This window comes from Mesorhizobium sp. ANAO-SY3R2 (genome assembly GCF_042466635.1).
Taxonomy (GTDB): Bacteria; Pseudomonadota; Alphaproteobacteria; order Rhizobiales; family Rhizobiaceae; genus Aminobacter.
The window spans coordinates 427,794-445,000 of the sequence record NZ_CP159955.1 but is presented as its reverse complement, the minus strand read 5'-3'; the positions used below and the strand labels follow the sequence as shown (position 1 = coordinate 445,000).

The following is a 17,207-nucleotide window of genomic DNA, read 5'->3' as shown; positions in this document are numbered from 1 at the left end:
GGGTTGGGACGATCTGGACGCGGCCATTTCTGCGGCTTCGTTGACTTGCAGCGCCATGACAGGCAAATGTCTTGGCACCTATAAAAACAAGCGGGCGCCAAGCGTCGGGGATTAGTACCGTACTGGATGCAGGATACGGACCAGACCATAGCCGAGCTCGGCAATGAGCCTCCGCTTATCGCGGACGGTCGCGCCGGTCCCCCGGACCGCCGCGAAGTCTCTGCGCGCTGGCTGTCCGGCACCTTTCTGACCGGCGTGACCTCGAGCGTGCTGATGGGCGTCGCACTGTTCGCCGCCCTCGACGGCCGCGAGCAGCTCGCCACCCCGCCGGAAATCGCCGAACTCGCCTCGCTCGCCGCCGGTGGCGCCGGCGGCCAGCAAGCCAAGACGACACGGCTCGCCCCGCTGCGCCAGATCGCCAAGGCCAAGGACCGGCGGCGCATGGAAGTGTCGATGGTGACCAAGGAGGGCGACCGCGACGTCATCCGCACCATGCCTTTCGTGCAGATCAAGATGGCGCTGGCCGCCAACCATCCGACGGCACGCAACTATCCCGCCTTCGATCCGCTGCAGGTGTTTGCCGAAGACGGCCCCGCACAGCCGGCATCGGCGGTTCCGGCCGGCCAGATCTATGGCGTCAAGGTCGAAAGCGAGATGAGCCTGAAGACGCTCGACTTCCCCATCGAGACGGCCGCCTTCGACGAATCGAGCGCGCTCTCGGCCGCCGAAGTTGAAAAGGTCGTCCGCGACACCGGCGGCACCCTGACCGAAGGCGACGTCCAGGTCGCCTCGCTGCACTATATCGATCCGCAGCGCTTCGGCGACGCCTTCGCCGACCAGGCGCTTGCCGGATCCTACGGCATCAAGATCGTGCCGGAGAATGTTTCGGTCGCCGCACGCGCCGACGTCGACCCGGAGACCTTGTCCTATGCCGAGGATATCATTGCCTTCGACAAGGACCGCAACATCGTCGACGCGCTGACGGGCGCGGGCTACGAGGGCGACGATGCCAAGGGCATGGCCAGCGCCATCTCGCGGCTGCTCAATGCGCCGGCGCTGAAAGCGGGCACGGTGCTGCGCGTCGGCATCGAGGTGCGCGGTGACGCCGGCAAGATCGTGCGCACCAGCGTCTACGACCGCAGCCAGCACATTTTGACCATCGCGCTCAACGACCATCAGCAATTCGTGCCGGGCGACGAGCCGGAACCCAATCCGGAAATTGCCACCGCCTTCGACGACACCGTAACGGTGCCCACCTCGCGCGGCGCGCTGCCAACCGTCTATGACGGCATCTACCGGGCCGCCTATTCCTACGGCATGTCGCCTGATATGACCAAGCGCCTGGTCAGGCTGCTCAGTTCCGACGTCGACTTCCAGTCGCGGCTCAACCCTTCCGACCGCATCGAGGTGTTCTTCTCGCAGCCCGACGGCGACGACAAGGCGTCGGCAGATTCCGAACTGCTCTACGTCTCGGCGAATTTCGGCGGCAACACGAGAAACTTCTACCGCTTCCAGATGGAGGACGGCGCGGTCGACTATTTCGACGCAGAAGGCCGTAGCGCGCGCCAGTTCCTGCTGCGCAACCCGCTGCCGAACGGCAAATTCCGCTCGGGCTTCGGCGGCCGCAAGCATCCGATCCTCGGCTATGTCCGCATGCACACAGGCGTCGACTGGTCTGCCCCTACCGGCACGCCGATCATCGCATCGGGCAACGGCGTCATCGAAAAGGCCGGCTGGGCCGGCGGCTATGGCAAGCAGACGATCGTCAAGCATACCAATGGCTACGAGACGTCCTACAACCACCAGAGCCGCATCGCGCCTGGCATCGTTCCCGGCGCTCGGGTCCGCCAGGGCCAGGTCATCGGCTATGTCGGCACCACCGGCCTGTCGACCGGTGCGCATCTGCACTACGAACTGATGGTCAACGGCACCAAGGTCGACCCGATGCGCGTGCGACTGCCCACCGGACGCATTCTGAAGGGCGATGAGCTGGTTGCGTTCAAGCGCGAGCGCGAGCGTATCGACGCCTTGCTCAAGGACGAAAACAAGGACGCGCTGAAGGTGGCGAGCACCACCAAGGTCAGCGGCTAGCTTTTTTCTCCCCGCCCCTGCCTCTGCCATGACGGCTGGGTGAGCCAGGCGACCAGGGCCGCAACGAAGCACATCGCAGCAGAGATCGCGGCGATCGCCTCGAAGGCCCGGTTGGTCGCAGCGACCCGCAGCGCTTCGGCGGCGCCGTCGAGCGGCGCACTGGTGTACGCCCCGAATTCCGCGCCTGGTGCCGCAGTTCCCAACACATCTGCAAAGACCACGCCGGCAACCGCACCGAGCGAGGCGACCGCCATCAGGCCGGCGGCGCGGGCGAGCGCGTTGTTGATGCCGGACGCGAGCCCGGTATCTTCCTCGGGCGTTGCCCGCATCACCGCGGCGGAGACCGGCGAGACGACGATCGCCATGCCGAGCCCCTTGAGCAACAGGATCGGGAACGTCACCTCCCACAGCATCATCAGCGGCATGGTAAGCGCCAGCCCGGCATAGGATATGCCGACCAGCACGGCCCCTATCGTCAGCGGCCAACGCGGCCCGATCGCGTCCGCCAATCTGCCCGAAAAGCTCGACAGGGCGGCGATGAACAGCGACAGCGGCAAAAACAGCAGGCTCGCTTCCCATGCCGTCGTGCCCCAGCCCGAAATGACGGTCATCGGCAGGAAGAACAGCACCGCGTTGAAGGCGAAGAACAGGATCAGCGTGTAGAGATTGGCCCCGGTGAAGGCGCGCGAGGCAAATAGCCCGAGCTTGACCATCGGCGCTCGCGCTTGCCCTTCCCACAGGATGAAGCCAGCAAAGATCAGGGCGCCCAAGGCGATCCAAGCCCAAGGCGAGACGCTTCGCATCTCGACCGGCAGGCCGAACGCGGTCAGGCCCCAGGCCATCAGGCCGAGGCCCACTGTCGCGAGCACCGCGCCCGCGATGTCGAGCCGGCGCTTCGACGACGGCCGGTCGCGCGGCACCTTGGCAAAGATCATGCCGAGGGCGACCAACCCGATCGGCACATTGATGGCGAAGATCAGCCGCCACATCCATTCGGCGCCGAAGGACAGCACCATGCCTCCGACGAAAGGTCCCATCGCGGTGGTCAGCGACGAGAACGCCGCCCACCGGCCGATGGCCTGGCCGCGCGTTTCGCTTGGATAGGACTTGGCGATGATGGCGAGACTGCCCGGCACCATCAGCGCCGCACCGATGCCTTGGGCTGCGCGCATGACGATCAGCATTTCGGCATCGACGGCAAGCGCGCACGCTGCCGAGGTGACCATGAACAGTGCAATGCCGGCGGCGAAGATGTTGCGCACGCCAAAGACGTCGCCGGCAGCACCGCCGAGCAGCACGAGTGCCGACAAAAACAGCATGTAGGCATTGCTGATCCACTGGGCGTCGACCAGCGTGGCACCGAGATCCTCACGGATGACCGGCATGGCCAGCGAAACCACCGAACCGTCGATGAAGCCCATGCTCGAAGCCAGGATGGCCGAGACGAGCACATAACGCCTTGCCTCCGGCGGGCAGAAGACGTGGTTGCCATTGATTGTCGGGTGCTGGGCGTCGGGCATATCCATGACGTGAGACTATGTGCGCCGCAAGCTGACCAAAAGCGACCAGCCAAGCGAAATCTGCGAGCCAAGCGGCGGCCTGTCCCCTGGGCCGAGCGGCGCAACCTTGGCGAACGCGGCTGTCATCCAACCCATGAATTTGCCGCGCGAACGTGAGGCCACCGGAATGGCGAAAGTCTTGATCCGGCTCGATCGAGACCTATAACTTAGCTGTAGCTCGAACACGTCCCGGCCAAGCAAGCGCTGGACGGGCAAAAATTGGACTGATTTGTCCCGAAGCGCCGGCCTGGGCGATATTCTCCGAGACACGATCGCCGAGGTCCTACACTCCCAAGAGAGGAGGATGTCGTGCCCACGAATCTCATCTCGCTCGCAATGCAATACCTGACACCCGACTTGATCAGCAGGATCGCTTCTGGGTTCGGCATCGACCGTGGTGTTGCGGAGAAGTTCGCCGCAGCCGCCGTGCCGGCGCTGCTTGGAGGATTTGCCAAGGTGGCCGCCACGCCGGAGGGCGCCCGCAAGCTCTACGACACGGTGACGAAACAACCGCCCGGCATGCTCGACAGCATCGCCGGCGCTATCGGCGGCTCGAGCCAGAAGACCCTGGAAGAGAACGGGCTGAACATCGTTTCGTCGCTCTTCGGCGGCTCGATGACACAGACGCTTGCCTCCACGATCTCGCGCTTTGCCGGCGTGAGCCCGGGCGCGAGTTCGTCCATGCTGGGGCTGCTCGCGCCGCTGGTGACAGGGATGCTGGCCAAGCAGGCCACTGCGGGCAATCTCGACGCAACAGGCCTGTCCCAATTGCTCGGTTCGCAGAAGGCCAACATACAGGCGGCACTTCCGTCGGGCTTTGGCGAACTCCTGAGAGGCTCGGGCCTGTTGGGCGACATTGCCGGCCAGCCTGCCAAGGCCGCGACAGCGGCGACCGCCAGCATGCCCCCCATGCAGACGAGCCGCGGAACGACGGCGACATCGTCCCAGATGAACTGGGCCTATTGGGCGATCCCACTTGCCGTGGTCCTGGCTGCCGGATGGTGGATGCTCGGACACAGGACGAGGCCGCCGACCACCGAGCAGGCCAGGACGGAGAGCCAGGATGTGGCGCCCGATACGACGGCATCGATTCCAGCTGACAATTTGACGGCTCGTGCCGCCCAGGCGCTGACCGCTCTCAGGGCCGTGCCCGGCGGCACCGAGGTTGCAAACGAGACCGCATCGGCGATGGACACGCTGAGCGCCTCCTTGAAGGGCATCACCGATCAGGCGACGGCCCAGACAGCGCTTCCCAAGATCCAGGATGCACTGACCAAGTTCGACAAGGTCAACGGCATGGCCGCACAACTGCCAACGGGTGGGCGCAGCGCGCTCGCCACCCTCGTCACCGCCAGCATGCCGACGATCAACAAGCAACTGGATAAGGTGCTGGCGATACCCGGCGTGGCACCCATCCTGCAAAAACCGATCGATGCGCTGCGCAGTGATTTCGAAAGCATGGCCAAGGCACCGGCCTGAACACGGGGTCGTACCCACCCTGCGGCGCGCGTCCAGCCTGACGCGCGCCGCATGTGTGTGAGATGAACCCGACGTCGGCTGCGTTTGGCCTGATGCCGATGAAGACATAAGCTTCTCCAACGCCACGCCCCGTTTCCGGTCTGGCTATTGTGGTGAGAAAGGTTCGGGAAGCGGGGCGCGAGGCCGTGCCTTCCGATAGTCTTTTGTGTGGCGCGGCGTTCGCGTCCCGCCCGGTTGCTTGCCCCGCTCAGTCGCTTCGGCATTTCCGCCGCCAGCCGCCGCAAGGCCCGGGCTTGGGGGTGAAACACCCAGTGGGAGAACCGACCTCCCACCAGCCCGGCACCGGCGCTTCCCCCCGATGCCCGGTGCGCAGCCGGGGTCCCGTGGAAGATCGCGAGGCCAATGATACGGGAGGTTTTGGGGGCGTGGAAAAACGGGGCGGGATTTCCACGCGGGTTGGTGACAGATGCTGACAGTCTCGAGAGCTGGTTCTGGACCGAAGCGGCAATTCCGCCGTCACGGCATGGATCCCCGGGACGCCGCTCGCGCGCCTGCGACGCCCGAGGATGACGAGGTCATGGGCGGTCACGGCAAATCGCCAAAGTTGGCGCATCCTTCAGAGCCCACAGGTTGGCGACGGCATCCATGCCAGCCGTCATCCTCGGGTCGGAGAGCGAGCGAAGCGAGCAGCGGAGATCCCGGGGATCCATGCCGTGATGGCGAAACTGGCGCTGCGGTGCCGGACACGGGAAATTGCACGCAGCGGCGATCGTCGTCGCAATGGCGGGGCAGCACCGTCGTGATGGCGCCGACGAAAAGTCCGGCGATTGTGGAAACTCATTCCCCGCATTGACGGAGAAAATTTCAGCACCCTACTTCACCATGGACAGTGGGAGAACGCGACCGGTCACCGGAAAAGCCGCGCTCGGCCGGACGGCGAGGTCCTGCCGGGGTGCCTGGCGCGAACAGTTTCCGCACTCGGAAACTTTTTCTTGCCAACATCAAATTCACTCTATAGTTTCCTCTCTCGGAAACTGTTGGAGATATCCCCGCAATGTCGCTGACGCTGTACATGCACCCCCTTGCCTCCTTCTGCCACAAGGTGCTGATCGCACTCTATGAGAACGAGGTAACGTTTCGGCCCGAGACCATCGACCTCGGCGACCCGGGGTCGACGGCGGCGTTGCTGGCGAAATGGCCTGTCGGCAAGATCCCCGTCCTGCATGACGGCGACCGCGAACGCGTCGTGCCCGAAACCAGCGTCATCATCGAATATCTGCAGCAGCACTATTCCGGCCCGGTTCCACTGTTGCCGGAGGATCAAGACGCGCGGCTGGAGGCGCGCCTGTGGGATCGCGTCTTCGACCTTCACGTCAGCGTACCGATGCAGAAGATCGTGACCGACCGCATCAGACCCGAAGGCGGCAACGACCCGTTCGGCGTGGCCGATGCGCGACGAACGCTCGATACAGCCTATGCGATGATCGACACGCAATTGGCCGGCAAACGCTGGGCAACCGGCGATCACTTCACCATCGCCGACTGTGCCGCAGCCCCCGGCCTGTTCTTCGCCTCGATCGTGCATCCATTCGATGGCGGGCAAGCCAATCTGGCTAGCTATTTCGAACGGCTGCTCGACCGGCCGTCGATTGCGCGAACGCTCAGCGAGGCAAGGCCATATTTTTCGATGTTTCCCTACCGCGAAGCCATGCCGGATAGATTCTTGTATGATGGGGTCTCGTGACTAGCGGATCGATGCATGATGCAGGCACAGCAACTGGACCGAATTTTCACCGCCCTGTCCGATGCCGGGCGGCGGCGCATGGTCGAACGGCTGAGCAAAGGCCCGGCAACCGTCAAGCAACTGGCCGAACCGGTGAACATGCGGCTGCCCTCCGCCCTCAAGCACCTCAAGGTGCTCGAGGACGGCGGCATCGTCGTTTCGCACAAGGCCGGACGCACGCGAACCTACAGCATGCAGCCCGACGCCTTCGGCGCGATCGACGACTGGCTGCGCCACAGGAAAACCGCGATGAATGCCGCGTTCGACCGGCTCATCCTGGCCATGAACGAGACCCCGGAGGAGGAAACACAACCATGACCCCATCGCCTGTCGCCCATTCCACCTTCGTGATCGAGCGCGAACTGCCGGCGAGCCCAAGGCACGCCTACCGCTTCTGGTCGGAAGCCGCTCTCAAGCAGCGCTGGAACGACTGCCATCCGGACTGGAAAGTGGTCGAAGACAGCTTCGATTTTCGGGTGGGAGGCATCGAGGCCAAGCGCTGGCGATTGGCCGACGGCAGCGAGCAGACCTTCAGGGCGCTGTATTTCGACATCGTGCCCGAGCAGCGGATCATCTACGGCTTCGACATGAGCTTCCGGGGGCAGAAAGTCTCGGCGTCACTGGCGACGATCGAATTGATACCCGCCGGCAAGCAGACGCGGATGAAATTCACCGAGCAGTTGGCCTTCCTCGGCGAACCGGACGCGATGCGCCAGCGCATCGCCGGCACCGAAGACGGCTTCGACAGGCTGGTCGAGATCGTCACAAGGGATGCCGTCAGCCTGCATTAGAGCCGGCGAGCTTCCCCTAGCCTCCGCTTACCAGGCTGAGGATGAGTTGGTGGACATTGCCGCCGTCGCTGAGTTCGACGCGGTCGAAGTCGCGGCTACGCTGGCGCTGGGCGAGCGACAGTTCCGACAGGCGTTTCGTAAGCTCCGTCCTGATCTTGGCACAGCCGAGATCGTTGGGAACCGTGAGGCCGACGCTCGCGGCCTCGATCGCCTTAACCATGTCCTTGATGTGGTCGCCATGAACCTGCTCGTGCTTGTGCACGCCGGCGGAGAAAGCGTCCCAATTCTTCTGGACGGCCGTGGGCAGCTTTCCTGATGGCTTCGGCAGCTTGTAAGTGATGATCAGCTTGGGCCGCGCCGAAACCAGCGTGCAGGCATCGCCCTTGGGCTGGTAGTCGCGCTGCCAGGTCAGCTTGAAATCGGTGTGGGCGATGGCGCGCACGCCGCCGCCGACCTTGGGGCCGCGCTCGCCGATCGAAGCGTAGAGCTCAGGCCCGGTCTTGCCGGATATGGCATAGGTCTCGACCTTCTCGACCGCCTGCCACTCGGCCCGCGCGGGGATGGCCGCCGCGATGAAGCAGGCCGCGAGCAGCCAAGGTCGAACAACTGTCTTCACGCGAAATCCCCCGCCAAATCGTTGCCGGGCCAATGGCCGAAGTCTGCTTACCAAGGTGAGTGCAACCTGCAAGCCCGGAAATGAGAACAGGCTACCGGCAATGCCTCATGGGATCGACCGCGCCTGCGCTTCACGTTGATAGACCGCAAAGATCGCCTTTCCGATCAACGAGGTTTCGGCCTCCATGCACCGCGCATAGACATTCGCACGCGCAGCCTGGATCTGCCGATCCTGCGGCGAGGCCGCGCCGGCCCACTCGATCAAATGTGCGGCAAGCCGGGTTTGCCCCGCATCGGCAAGCACCGCCGCGCGCTGCGCGAGCATGTCGGCCCCGCCGGCCAGAGCAGCGACTTCAGCCGCCAGTTCAGCCGTCGGGGCAGGTTTGAGGTGAGCGGGATCGCCATCGAACCATCCCGCATAGAGGTGCCAGATGTTGCGGACGACAAACTCCGGATCATCATATCTGGGCCGCAGATAGGGCTTCTCCAGAAGGCCATCCGGAACCCTCACGGCGTGCAGGATGTCGTTCAGCGAGTGCCCCTTGTTCATCAACTCGACGGTTTGCGTCGTCAGGCTTTCCAGCACCTCCGCACCGTCATTCAGTACCTGGGCAGCACGTGCGGCACCGATGACGACCGGACCGTGACCGGGAACGAGCACCTCGGGTTCGAGGCCCTGCATGTGACGGAGCACTGCCGCCCAATCGGGCGCATAGCGCTGAACCTTGCGCGGATTGCCGGCGTTGGGAAACACCCAGATCACGAAGTCGCCGCTGACCAGGATCCGCTTTTCCGGCAGCCAGACGAAGGTGGCGTCATCCGTCTCGCCGCGGCCATGGAAGAGCTCGAGGCGCAGACCGCCGACCGTCAGGCTGAGTGCATCGTCGTAGACCTCGTCCGGCCGTCGATGGTCGCCCGGGAAGGTGTAGCCGGGTTGGTTGAACTGGCGGCCCATCACCAGGCTGTTCAACTCCTTTGTCGCGTCGTAGCGCTGGAAACGCTGCAGGACATTGCGGTGGGCGATGATGCGTGGACGCGCATGCCCCTTCGCATCCGCCTCCTGGTCGAGGAGCCTGGCGCCCCATGTGTGATCGATATGGCCGTGGGTATAGATGACGGTGTGAACCGGGCTGGGATCCCAGCGGCGGATCGCCTGGAGCGTCTCACTCGCCGTTTCTCGACTGCCGCTGTCTACCAACACCAGGCCGCCGGCGGTGCGGATCGCCGTGACGTTGCCGAAGAGGTAGCCGGTGGAGACGACGATGACATCGCCATCGATCTGACGGCTTACGCCCCCGGACACCGATGACGTCCATTCCTCCATCGCAGCCTCGCCGGACCACAGCCGCTCAAACAGATCATCCATCGCCTTCACTCACATTCCATACGATTTCAGCCGAATAAAGCAGGCCTGCTGCCAGCATTCTGTCAGGAGATGGGCAGGGTTCGGTCCGCTTCAAGGGTCGGCCAGCGTCGAGGCGACGCGCCGCAAATCCCGCACCGCGCAAGCGACCGGCAGATTCGTGATGGGTCGATAGCAGCTTCAACTCTGCCTCGTGAAGCGGCTTCGGGCCAGCCAGGCAGCTATCATCGCCTGCCGGCTATCTTCGAGTCGGTTGGTTGCCGGCGCGTCGTGGCTGCGCGGGGCAAGTCGTCAGCCGGGAAAGGCAATGCCGCGCCCGCGACGCGGTTCCGGCCCTCGCCCTTGGCCCGGTAGAGCGCGCGGTCCGCCCGTTCGATCACGGCATCGAGGCTTTCGTCACCCGATGTGCCGGTAACGCCTATGCTGACGGTAATGATATGCGGCGGCGGAATGCCCACATGCAGCCGCATGGTGAACGATTTGCAAATGTCCTCGGCGATGGCACGTCCCTGCCCGAAATTCGTCGCCGGCAGGAAGGCCACGAATTCCTCGCCACCAAGGCGCCCAATGGTGCAATCCAGATCCTTGGCCGCCTCCTGCATCACCTCGGCGAGCCCCTGGATCACCGTGTCGCCGACCCTGTGGCCGAAGGTATCGTTCACGCCCTTGAAGTGATCGATGTCGCAGATGAGCAGGGCGGCCGGCGCGGCCGGAGTGGTATCCCGCATCAATCTCTCGGCCACGGCGAAGAAACCGCGCCGGTTGTAGACGCCCGTCAGGGGATCGGTGAGTGACTGGGCCGCGAGGTCCTTCATCAGGTCCTTTGTCGCCTGGAGCAGGAAAAGAACCGCCATCGCGAACCAGCTCAGCGTCGAGAAGACCCTCAGGCTCACGGACCAGAAGGAGCCCATCACCTCAGCCTCGCTCTGGATCGGTCCTTCATGCAGATATGACACAACGAGGCGACCGATCAGCGTCGCGGCCGTCAGCACGAAGGTCAGCACCACCAGCTGGTCGACCCGGTCGAGGTCTCGTGCCTTCCACACCGTGCCTGCAGCGATCAGGAACATCGCCGCCGCCCCCACGCTCGAGACCGTGCCGCGCCCGATCACGCTCGGCTCGACGAAGCCGAACCACACGCCGCCTACGATCGTGGCGAGATAGATCGGAACCATGATGGCGTCGCCGGACCGGCCCGCATGGCGGAGGGTGGCGCCGCGGACGGCAAAGAAGGCGACGCCGACCAAAAGTGCATTCGCGGTGAACGAGAAGGGCGCCGAGTTCTCCAGGAACAAGCGCGCGACACCGATCGAGGAGCCGAGCACGGCGCAGGCATACATCAGCGACCAGTTCAGCAGATGAACGCTTTGCCTATGGCGGCGCCAAAGAAATAAAAACGTCACTCCCAGTATCGCCGATACGAGAGGAAGAGTTGCCAGCAGTAGATAGGAATTGTCCATGTGCTCTCCCCAAATGCGGTCACAGCACGGCAGGCGCTAATTTCGCGTAAAATATACCGGTCAAATAAATCGCGGGCGGCCGTCGGCCGGGCAGCGCAACGACAGTTGCGATGTCTTGTTGGCTGCCCAGCCTCTGCCTATTCGAGAAACTCGACCGGCACGCCCGACTTGACGATCTTGGCAAGTTCGCGCGCGTCCCAGTTGGTCAGGCGCACGCAGCCATGGCTTTCGGTCTTGCCGATCTTGGAGGGATCGGGTGTGCCGTGGATACCGTAGGTCGGCTTGTCGAGCGCGATCCACACCGAGCCGACCGGGCCGTTCGGGCCCGGCGGGATGGTCAGGACCTTGTCGTTTTCGCCCTGCTTGAAATTGATCTTGGGGTTGTAGGTGTAATTGGGGTCGAGCGCGATGCGCGACACCGCATGGATGCCGGTCGGCGACGGCGTATCGCTCGAGCCGATGGTCGCCGGATAGGCGACGACCAGCCGGCCGGACTCGTCATAGGCGCGAACCTGCTTCTGGAACTTGTCGGCAACGATGCGGGCGACAGGCGTCGTCACCTGCTGGCCAAAATTGGCGACCCTGACGATGGTGCCCGGACGATTGAAATTGGCCTCGGGATTGAGCGCCTTGAGATAGGCCTCGTCCATGTGGAAACGCTCGGCCAGCATTTCGGTGACCGAAGTGAAGCTCATGTGCTCGAGTTGGGCCTTTTCGCTGTAGTCGGCGGGAACCGAGGCGACGAAGGGGCCGGCGGCGTCTTCGGGCGTGATGACATAGCTGGCAAACGCATCGCCACCGCTCTCGGCCAGGGCCTTGGCGATGCCTTCTGCATCGGTGGATCTGAGATTCGTGCCGGTGATCTCGCGATAGGCAGCGAGCGCCTTGTCGACATTGGAGCCGAAGCGGCCGTCGATGACGCCGGGCGACGCACCCGCACGGTCGAGCAGGATCTGCAGGGCGGCGACATTTTCGCGGCCCTTGACGGCGATGGACGGCTCCAGCGGCCTTTCGACGATCGTTGGCCCGCTATCGATCGCCGCCTGGTCGCCGTATTGCGGCTCAGGCAGCGAGCCGCGCGTGATGACGCGCGGCCCCTCCCCTTCGGGATAGACATAGGGATCGCTGTATTGGTCGCTGGAGTAGGGGTCGGACGGTTCGGCGAGCGTATCGTCGGAATAGTAGTCGCCGTCGGCGGGACCCTCGACATAGCCGCCCTGGCGATAATCCCGCTGCAGCTGCTGCCGACGCAGTTCGCGGCGCAGGGCCTGGCGGTTGTAGCGCGTCTCCGGCGGCTGCACGGCAATCACCTTGCCGGTATAGGGATCGACCAGCACGCGGTTGCCGCGGCCGTCGTAGAAGATCTCGACTTCGGTGTTCTGGGCGAGCTGGATGAGCTGTTGCGCGGGAACCCGCGGCTGGCTGCCGCCCTCTTGCGGCATAACCGCGGCCGCGGCCTGCAAGGTGAACATGCCCGTGGCCAGGGCCGAGAGCACAATGGTCTTGCGCAACATGGTCGCCTATTTTCTCCAGCTCGATCGCCACTAGCGCGATCCGGGCAGAGTCAGCCTTCTGCCCTTTAAAATCAACTAACTGCTAACCCTTCCAACATGAACAGGGCATGAAAATGGCTGCACCCTATGCGGGCAGCCCCAGTTGCGCACGCGTTGCCTTGGTAAGCTTGGCTGCGATCAGCCGATGGCTTTCGCCGATGTAGTCGCGCAATCCCTGGTCGTCCATGCTTTCGCCCGAAGTGCGCTGGATCCATTTCATGCCGCGCGAGGCGAGATAGGGCGCCGGGCGAAGTCCCGGCTGTTCCTTGAGGATGTCGAAGGCCATTTCGGAAACCTTGAACGAGACGAAAAGCCCCGTGCCCTCGTTCCAGCCGCCAATGGCAAAAACCTTGCCGCCGACCTTCCAGACATGCGCCCCGCCCCACTGCACGACATGGGTCGCGTGCGGCAGAGAAGCGCAGAAGGCGTTATAGTCATCGAGCGTCATTGTTCACCCTCCCCCTTGTGGGGAGGGTCGGACGGCACAGCCGGTCGGGTGGGAGTCGACTTTTCGAACAGCATTTCAGACACCCCCACCCCGCCTCAATCAATTTGCTTTGCAAATTTCCTTCGTCGACCCTCCCCGCAAGGGGGAGGGTAAAGATCGCGCCTTACGCCGCTTCTTCCGTCACGGTGCTCGGCCTGGAGCGGAAGTTGAGCCGGTCCGAGCCCGCCGTGACCTTGACGGTCGAGCCGTCGAGGATCTCGCCGCCAAGGATCTTTTCGGCGAGCGGGTCCTGCAACTCCTTCTGCATGACGCGCTTGAGCGGGCGCGCGCCATAAGCCGGGTCGTAGCCCTTGTGCGCCAGCCACTCGATCGCGTCGGGGGCGAGGTCGAGCCTGATCTTGCGATCGGCAAGCAGCTTTTCGAGCCGCTTCAGCTGGATCTCGACGATCCTGCCCATGTCCTGCTTGCGCAGGCGATGGAACAGGATGACCTCGTCGATGCGGTTGAGGAACTCGGGCCGGAACCGTGACCTGACCTCGTCCATGACCTGGCCGCGAACGCTGTCGACATCCTCGTTCTCGCCCAGCGCCACCAGATATTCGGAGCCGAGGTTCGACGTCATGATGATCAGCGTGTTGCGGAAATCGACGGTGCGGCCCTGGCCATCGGTCAGTCGGCCGTCGTCGAGAACCTGCAGCAGCACGTTGAAGACGTCAGGATGGGCCTTCTCGATCTCGTCGAACAGGATGACCTGATAGGGCCTGCGCCGGACGGCCTCAGTGAGCGAGCCACCCTCCTCATAGCCGACATAGCCGGGAGGCGCGCCGATCAGCCGGGCGACCGAGTGCTTCTCCATGTATTCGGACATGTCGATGCGGACCATCGCATGCTCGTCGTCGAACAGGTAGTCGGCGAGCGCCTTAGTGAGCTCGGTCTTGCCGACGCCGGTGGGCCCGAGGAACATGAACGAGCCGATCGGCCGGTTCGGATCCTGCAGCCCGGCACGGGCGCGCCGTACCGCCTTGGACACCGCCTGCACCGCCTCGCCCTGGCCGACGACGCGAACGCCGAGCTCGTCTTCCATACGCAAAAGCTTCTCGCGCTCGCCTTCCAGCATCTTGTCGACCGGGATGCCGGTCCAGCGCGAGACGACATGGGCGATATGGTCGGGCGTCACGGTCTCTTCGACCATCGTGCCACGGCTTTCCAGAGCCTCGGCCTCCGCGAGCTTCTTTTCGAGCTCGGGGATGCGGCCATAGGCCAGTTCGCCCGCCTTCTGGAACTCGCCCTTGCGCTGGGCGATAGCCAGTTCGTTGCGCGCCTCTTCGAGCTTGCCCTTGAGGTCTGCGGCGAGGCCTAGCTTTTCCTTTTCGGCCATCCACTGGGCGGTTACCCGGTCGGACTCCTCCTCGAGCCCTGCCAGCTCTTTTTCGAGCCTTTCGAGCCGGTCGCGCGAAGCGTCGTCCGTCTCGAGCTTCAGCGCCTCGCGCTCGATCTTGAGCTGCATGATGCGGCGGTCGATCTCGTCGAGCGCTTCCGGCTTGGAATCGATCTGCATACGCAGCCGCGAACCGGCCTCGTCGACCAGGTCGATCGCCTTGTCGGGCAGGAAGCGGTCGGTGATGTAGCGGTTGGACAAGGTCGCCGCCGAGACCAGTGCGGAGTCCGAGATGCGCACCTTGTGGTGCTGCTCGTACTTCTCCTTGAGACCACGCAGGATCGAGATGGTGTCCTCGACCGTCGGCTCCTCGATGAAGACCGGCTGGAAGCGGCGGGCAAGGGCTGCGTCCTTCTCGACATGCTTGCGATACTCGTCGAGCGTGGTGGCGCCGACACAGTGCAGCTCGCCGCGGGCGAGTGCCGGCTTGAGCAGGTTCGACGCGTCCATGGCGCCATCGGCCTTGCCGGCACCGACGAGCGTGTGCATCTCGTCGATGAACAGGATGATGCCGCCGGCAGCCGCAGTGACTTCCGAAAGCACGGCCTTCAGCCGCTCCTCGAACTCGCCGCGATACTTCGCACCGGCAATCAAAGCGCCCATGTCGAGCGCCATCAACTGCTTGTCCTTGAGCGATTCCGGCACGTCGCCATTGACGATGCGTAGCGCCAAGCCCTCGGCGATGGCCGTCTTGCCGACGCCGGGTTCGCCGATCAGTACCGGGTTGTTCTTGGTGCGGCGCGACAGCACCTGGATGGTGCGCCGAATCTCGTCGTCGCGGCCGATGACCGGATCGAGCTTGCCCGCGCGTGCATCGGCGGTGAGATCGCGGGCATATTTCTTCAAGGCGTCATACCCCTGCTCGGCCGTTGCCGAATCTGCCGTACGGCCCTTGCGGAGCTCGTTGATCGCCGCATTCAGCGCCTGCGGCGTAACGCCGGCCTTGGCGAGAATGTCGGCGGTCTTGGCCGACTTCTCGACGGCAAGTGCCGTGAGCAGGCGCTCGACTGTAACAAAACTGTCGCCGGCCTTCTTGGCCAGCTCCTCGGCGGTGGAAAACACCTTGGCAAGCGGTTGCGACATGTAGAGCTGGCCATTGCCGCCCTCGACCTTCGGCATCGCATCGAGTGCTGCCTCGACACCCAGTCTGACGTCGCGGGCACGGCCGCCGGCACGCTCGACCAGGGACGCGGCAAGGCCTTCCTCGTCGTCGATGAGCACCTTCAGGATGTGCTCGGGCGTGAATTGCTGGTGGTTGCGCGATAGCGCCATCGTCTGGGCAGCCTGGATGAAGCCGCGGACGCGCTCTGAGTACTTTTCGACGTTCATCAAGTGTCTCCACTCCGTACCCGGCCCGCTTTGCGGCACCGGTCTGGTTCAAGGTGACGGGTCCGCCCAAACGGGCCGGACCCAACTGGGCGTGATATGGTGAGTAAGACGATGTCCCTCAAGAAGCATTGATCGAAGTCAACAAACAAAAAAACGGCGGAGGCTTTGCAGCACTCCGCCGTTTTCCAATTCTTGATCTACCGGCTGTTTGTTGCGCCTGACCGGCGCAACGACCGATCAGCTCTCGGCGACGGCCAGGCCAGCATCGGATGCTGGCGCATCCGCTTCGGCTTCCGGCGCGGCGACACGGCGCGGACGACGGCCACGACGCGGTGCGGCGACAACCTCGCCTTCAGCAACCTCGACGGGGGCCGCTTCGACAGGGGCCGCTTCGGCCTGAGGCGCTTCAGCCTGAGGCGCTTCAGCCTGAGGCGCTTCGGCCTGCTGGACCACGGCCTGATCGGGCTGGCGACGTTCCGGACGACGGCCCTCATGGCGCGGGCGACGCTCGCGGCGGCCTTCACGCGGCTGGCCTTCACCGGCTGCTTCAGGGTTGAGGGCTACCTCGGCGGGCATGCCTTCGATGTCAGGCTGCGGGCCCGTGCCATTAACGGCCGGCTGCGGCTGGACCTGCGACTGCGGGGCGTGGCTCTGCTGAGCATGATGACCCTGCTGGACCGACGACTCGGCAGCGATGTTGCCATTGCCGTCGTCATCGCGCTCATCGTCCATGTCGGCGTCGAAGTCGTCGCGGCTCTGCTGCTGCTGCTGGATCGGCATCTGCGCCATGGCGGCGGCAATGATGCGATTGTAGTGCTCGGCGTGCTGCAGGTAGTTCTCGGCCATCACGCGGTCGCCCGAGCTTTGGGCGTCACGCGCCAGCGTCGCGTATTTTTCGGCAATCTGCTGCGCGGAGCCACGGATCTTCACGTCGGGTCCGTTGCTTTCGTAGTTGCGCGTGAGCGGGTTGGGTCCCTTGCGGTTGCTGTTGTTATTGTTGTTATTATTATTGTTGTTGTTATTGCGACCGCGCATGCGCCTATTCTGCTGTTGTGGCCTCATCAGATTCTCTTCGTGTTGAAATCTTGCTCCGAACGGCTGCCCCTCATAGGCGAGCCGGTTCGAGTTCTTCTGCCGATGTTCGCCCGCAATGGTTGCGCTGGCGCCACATGTCGTCCTTTGTCGGTTACTTGTCTGCCGAACGATCCCCGCACGAAGCTAGAGCGTCGTCTACGCAAGAAGGCAGCAAGTTTCCTAGGGGAAACCGAACGTTTACAGTTACTGCCTGCTTCGTCTCA

The 17,207-nt window shown here is 64.0% G+C and carries 13 protein-coding genes; 5 read left to right on the top strand and 8 right to left on the bottom strand.

From position 1 onward, the window contains the following. The first annotated feature begins 126 nt into the window (after nt 1–126). Nucleotides 127–2,091: a M23 family metallopeptidase gene (locus tag ABSY17_RS06955; protein ID WP_378948417.1), complete on the top strand. Its 1,965-nt coding sequence runs from the start codon at nt 127–129 to the stop codon at nt 2,089–2,091. On the opposite strand, the gene ABSY17_RS06950 is transcribed toward ABSY17_RS06955, so the two are convergent. After that, nucleotides 2,088–3,617: an MFS transporter gene (locus ABSY17_RS06950; RefSeq protein WP_378948414.1), complete on the bottom strand. Its 1,530-nt coding sequence runs from the start codon at nt 3,615–3,617 to the stop codon at nt 2,088–2,090. The genes ABSY17_RS06955 and ABSY17_RS06950 overlap by 4 nt on opposite strands. Nucleotides 3,618–3,959: 342 nt before the next feature. Here ABSY17_RS06950 and ABSY17_RS06945 point away from each other — a divergent pair, with 342 nt between their 5' ends. The 4 genes from ABSY17_RS06945 to ABSY17_RS06930 all read left to right on the top strand — a co-directional run bounded on the left by ABSY17_RS06945 (nt 3,960) and on the right by ABSY17_RS06930 (nt 7,703). Continuing rightward, nucleotides 3,960–5,129, top strand: a complete 1,170-nt coding sequence (locus ABSY17_RS06945; protein ID WP_378948411.1) for a DUF937 domain-containing protein — start codon at nt 3,960–3,962, stop codon at nt 5,127–5,129. A 1,054-nt stretch (nt 5,130–6,183) separates the two neighbouring features. After that, nucleotides 6,184–6,873, top strand: a complete 690-nt coding sequence (locus tag ABSY17_RS06940; protein ID WP_378948409.1) for a glutathione S-transferase family protein — start codon at nt 6,184–6,186, stop codon at nt 6,871–6,873. A 15-nt stretch (nt 6,874–6,888) separates the two neighbouring features. After that, a complete protein-coding gene (locus ABSY17_RS06935) occupies nt 6,889–7,230 on the top strand; it encodes an ArsR/SmtB family transcription factor (protein WP_378948406.1) in 342 nt (113 codons plus the stop codon). Beyond that, the gene (locus ABSY17_RS06930; protein ID WP_378948403.1) at nt 7,227–7,703 is read left to right on the top strand and encodes an SRPBCC family protein; all 477 of its coding nucleotides are present in this window, start codon (nt 7,227–7,229) and stop codon (nt 7,701–7,703) included. Before ABSY17_RS06935 ends, ABSY17_RS06930 begins: the two co-directional genes overlap by 4 nt. A 16-nt stretch (nt 7,704–7,719) precedes the next feature. On the opposite strand, the gene ABSY17_RS06925 is transcribed toward ABSY17_RS06930, so the two are convergent. The 7 genes from ABSY17_RS06925 to ABSY17_RS06895 all read right to left on the bottom strand — a co-directional run bounded on the left by ABSY17_RS06925 (nt 7,720) and on the right by ABSY17_RS06895 (nt 16,971). Beyond that, entirely contained in the window at nt 7,720–8,319 is a 600-nt protein-coding gene (locus tag ABSY17_RS06925) for a DUF922 domain-containing Zn-dependent protease (RefSeq protein ID WP_378948400.1), read from the bottom strand. 105 nt (nt 8,320–8,424) lie between these two features. Next, entirely contained in the window at nt 8,425–9,684 is a 1,260-nt protein-coding gene (locus ABSY17_RS06920) for an alkyl sulfatase dimerization domain-containing protein (RefSeq protein WP_378948397.1), read from the bottom strand. A 221-nt stretch (nt 9,685–9,905) separates the two neighbouring features. Next, nucleotides 9,906–11,141, bottom strand: coding sequence for a diguanylate cyclase (locus ABSY17_RS06915; protein WP_378948394.1), 1,236 nt, complete (start codon nt 11,139–11,141; stop codon nt 9,906–9,908). A 137-nt stretch (nt 11,142–11,278) separates the two neighbouring features. Further along, the gene (locus ABSY17_RS06910; protein ID WP_378948391.1) at nt 11,279–12,655 is read right to left on the bottom strand and encodes a L,D-transpeptidase family protein; all 1,377 of its coding nucleotides are present in this window, start codon (nt 12,653–12,655) and stop codon (nt 11,279–11,281) included. 124 nt (nt 12,656–12,779) lie between these two features. After that, on the bottom strand, nt 12,780–13,142 hold the full coding sequence (locus ABSY17_RS06905) for an MmcQ/YjbR family DNA-binding protein (RefSeq protein WP_378948388.1): 363 nt from the start codon (nt 13,140–13,142) through the stop codon (nt 12,780–12,782). A 163-nt stretch (nt 13,143–13,305) separates the two neighbouring features. Continuing rightward, entirely contained in the window at nt 13,306–15,909 is a 2,604-nt protein-coding gene (clpB, locus tag ABSY17_RS06900; protein WP_378948385.1) for an ATP-dependent chaperone ClpB, read from the bottom strand. A gap of 237 nt (nt 15,910–16,146) precedes the next feature. Continuing rightward, nucleotides 16,147–16,971 carry a DUF4167 domain-containing protein gene (locus tag ABSY17_RS06895; protein WP_378948382.1) on the bottom strand — a complete coding sequence of 275 codons (825 nt, stop codon included), beginning with the start codon at nt 16,969–16,971 and terminating at the stop codon, nt 16,147–16,149. Nucleotides 16,972–17,207: the final 236 nt, after the last annotated feature.

What these genes read in the sequence shown, in the direction of transcription:
- ABSY17_RS06915 (WP_378948394.1), bottom strand. Translation starts at nt 11,141, where the DNA reads ATGGACAATTCCTATCTACTGCTGGCAACTCTTCCTCTCGTATCGGCG.
- ABSY17_RS06940 (WP_378948409.1), top strand. Translation starts at nt 6,184, where the DNA reads ATGTCGCTGACGCTGTACATGCACCCCCTTGCCTCCTTCTGCCACAAG.
- ABSY17_RS06950 (WP_378948414.1), bottom strand. Translation starts at nt 3,617, where the DNA reads ATGGATATGCCCGACGCCCAGCACCCGACAATCAATGGCAACCACGTC.
- ABSY17_RS06895 (WP_378948382.1), bottom strand. Translation starts at nt 16,971, where the DNA reads ATGAGGCCACAACAGCAGAATAGGCGCATGCGCGGTCGCAATAACAAC.
- ABSY17_RS06935 (WP_378948406.1), top strand. Translation starts at nt 6,889, where the DNA reads ATGATGCAGGCACAGCAACTGGACCGAATTTTCACCGCCCTGTCCGAT.
- ABSY17_RS06905 (WP_378948388.1), bottom strand. Translation starts at nt 13,142, where the DNA reads ATGACGCTCGATGACTATAACGCCTTCTGCGCTTCTCTGCCGCACGCG.
- ABSY17_RS06920 (WP_378948397.1), bottom strand. Translation starts at nt 9,684, where the DNA reads ATGGATGATCTGTTTGAGCGGCTGTGGTCCGGCGAGGCTGCGATGGAG.
- ABSY17_RS06910 (WP_378948391.1), bottom strand. Translation starts at nt 12,655, where the DNA reads ATGTTGCGCAAGACCATTGTGCTCTCGGCCCTGGCCACGGGCATGTTC.
- ABSY17_RS06955 (WP_378948417.1), top strand. Translation starts at nt 127, where the DNA reads ATGCAGGATACGGACCAGACCATAGCCGAGCTCGGCAATGAGCCTCCG.
- ABSY17_RS06930 (WP_378948403.1), top strand. Translation starts at nt 7,227, where the DNA reads ATGACCCCATCGCCTGTCGCCCATTCCACCTTCGTGATCGAGCGCGAA.
- clpB (WP_378948385.1), bottom strand. Translation starts at nt 15,909, where the DNA reads ATGAACGTCGAAAAGTACTCAGAGCGCGTCCGCGGCTTCATCCAGGCT.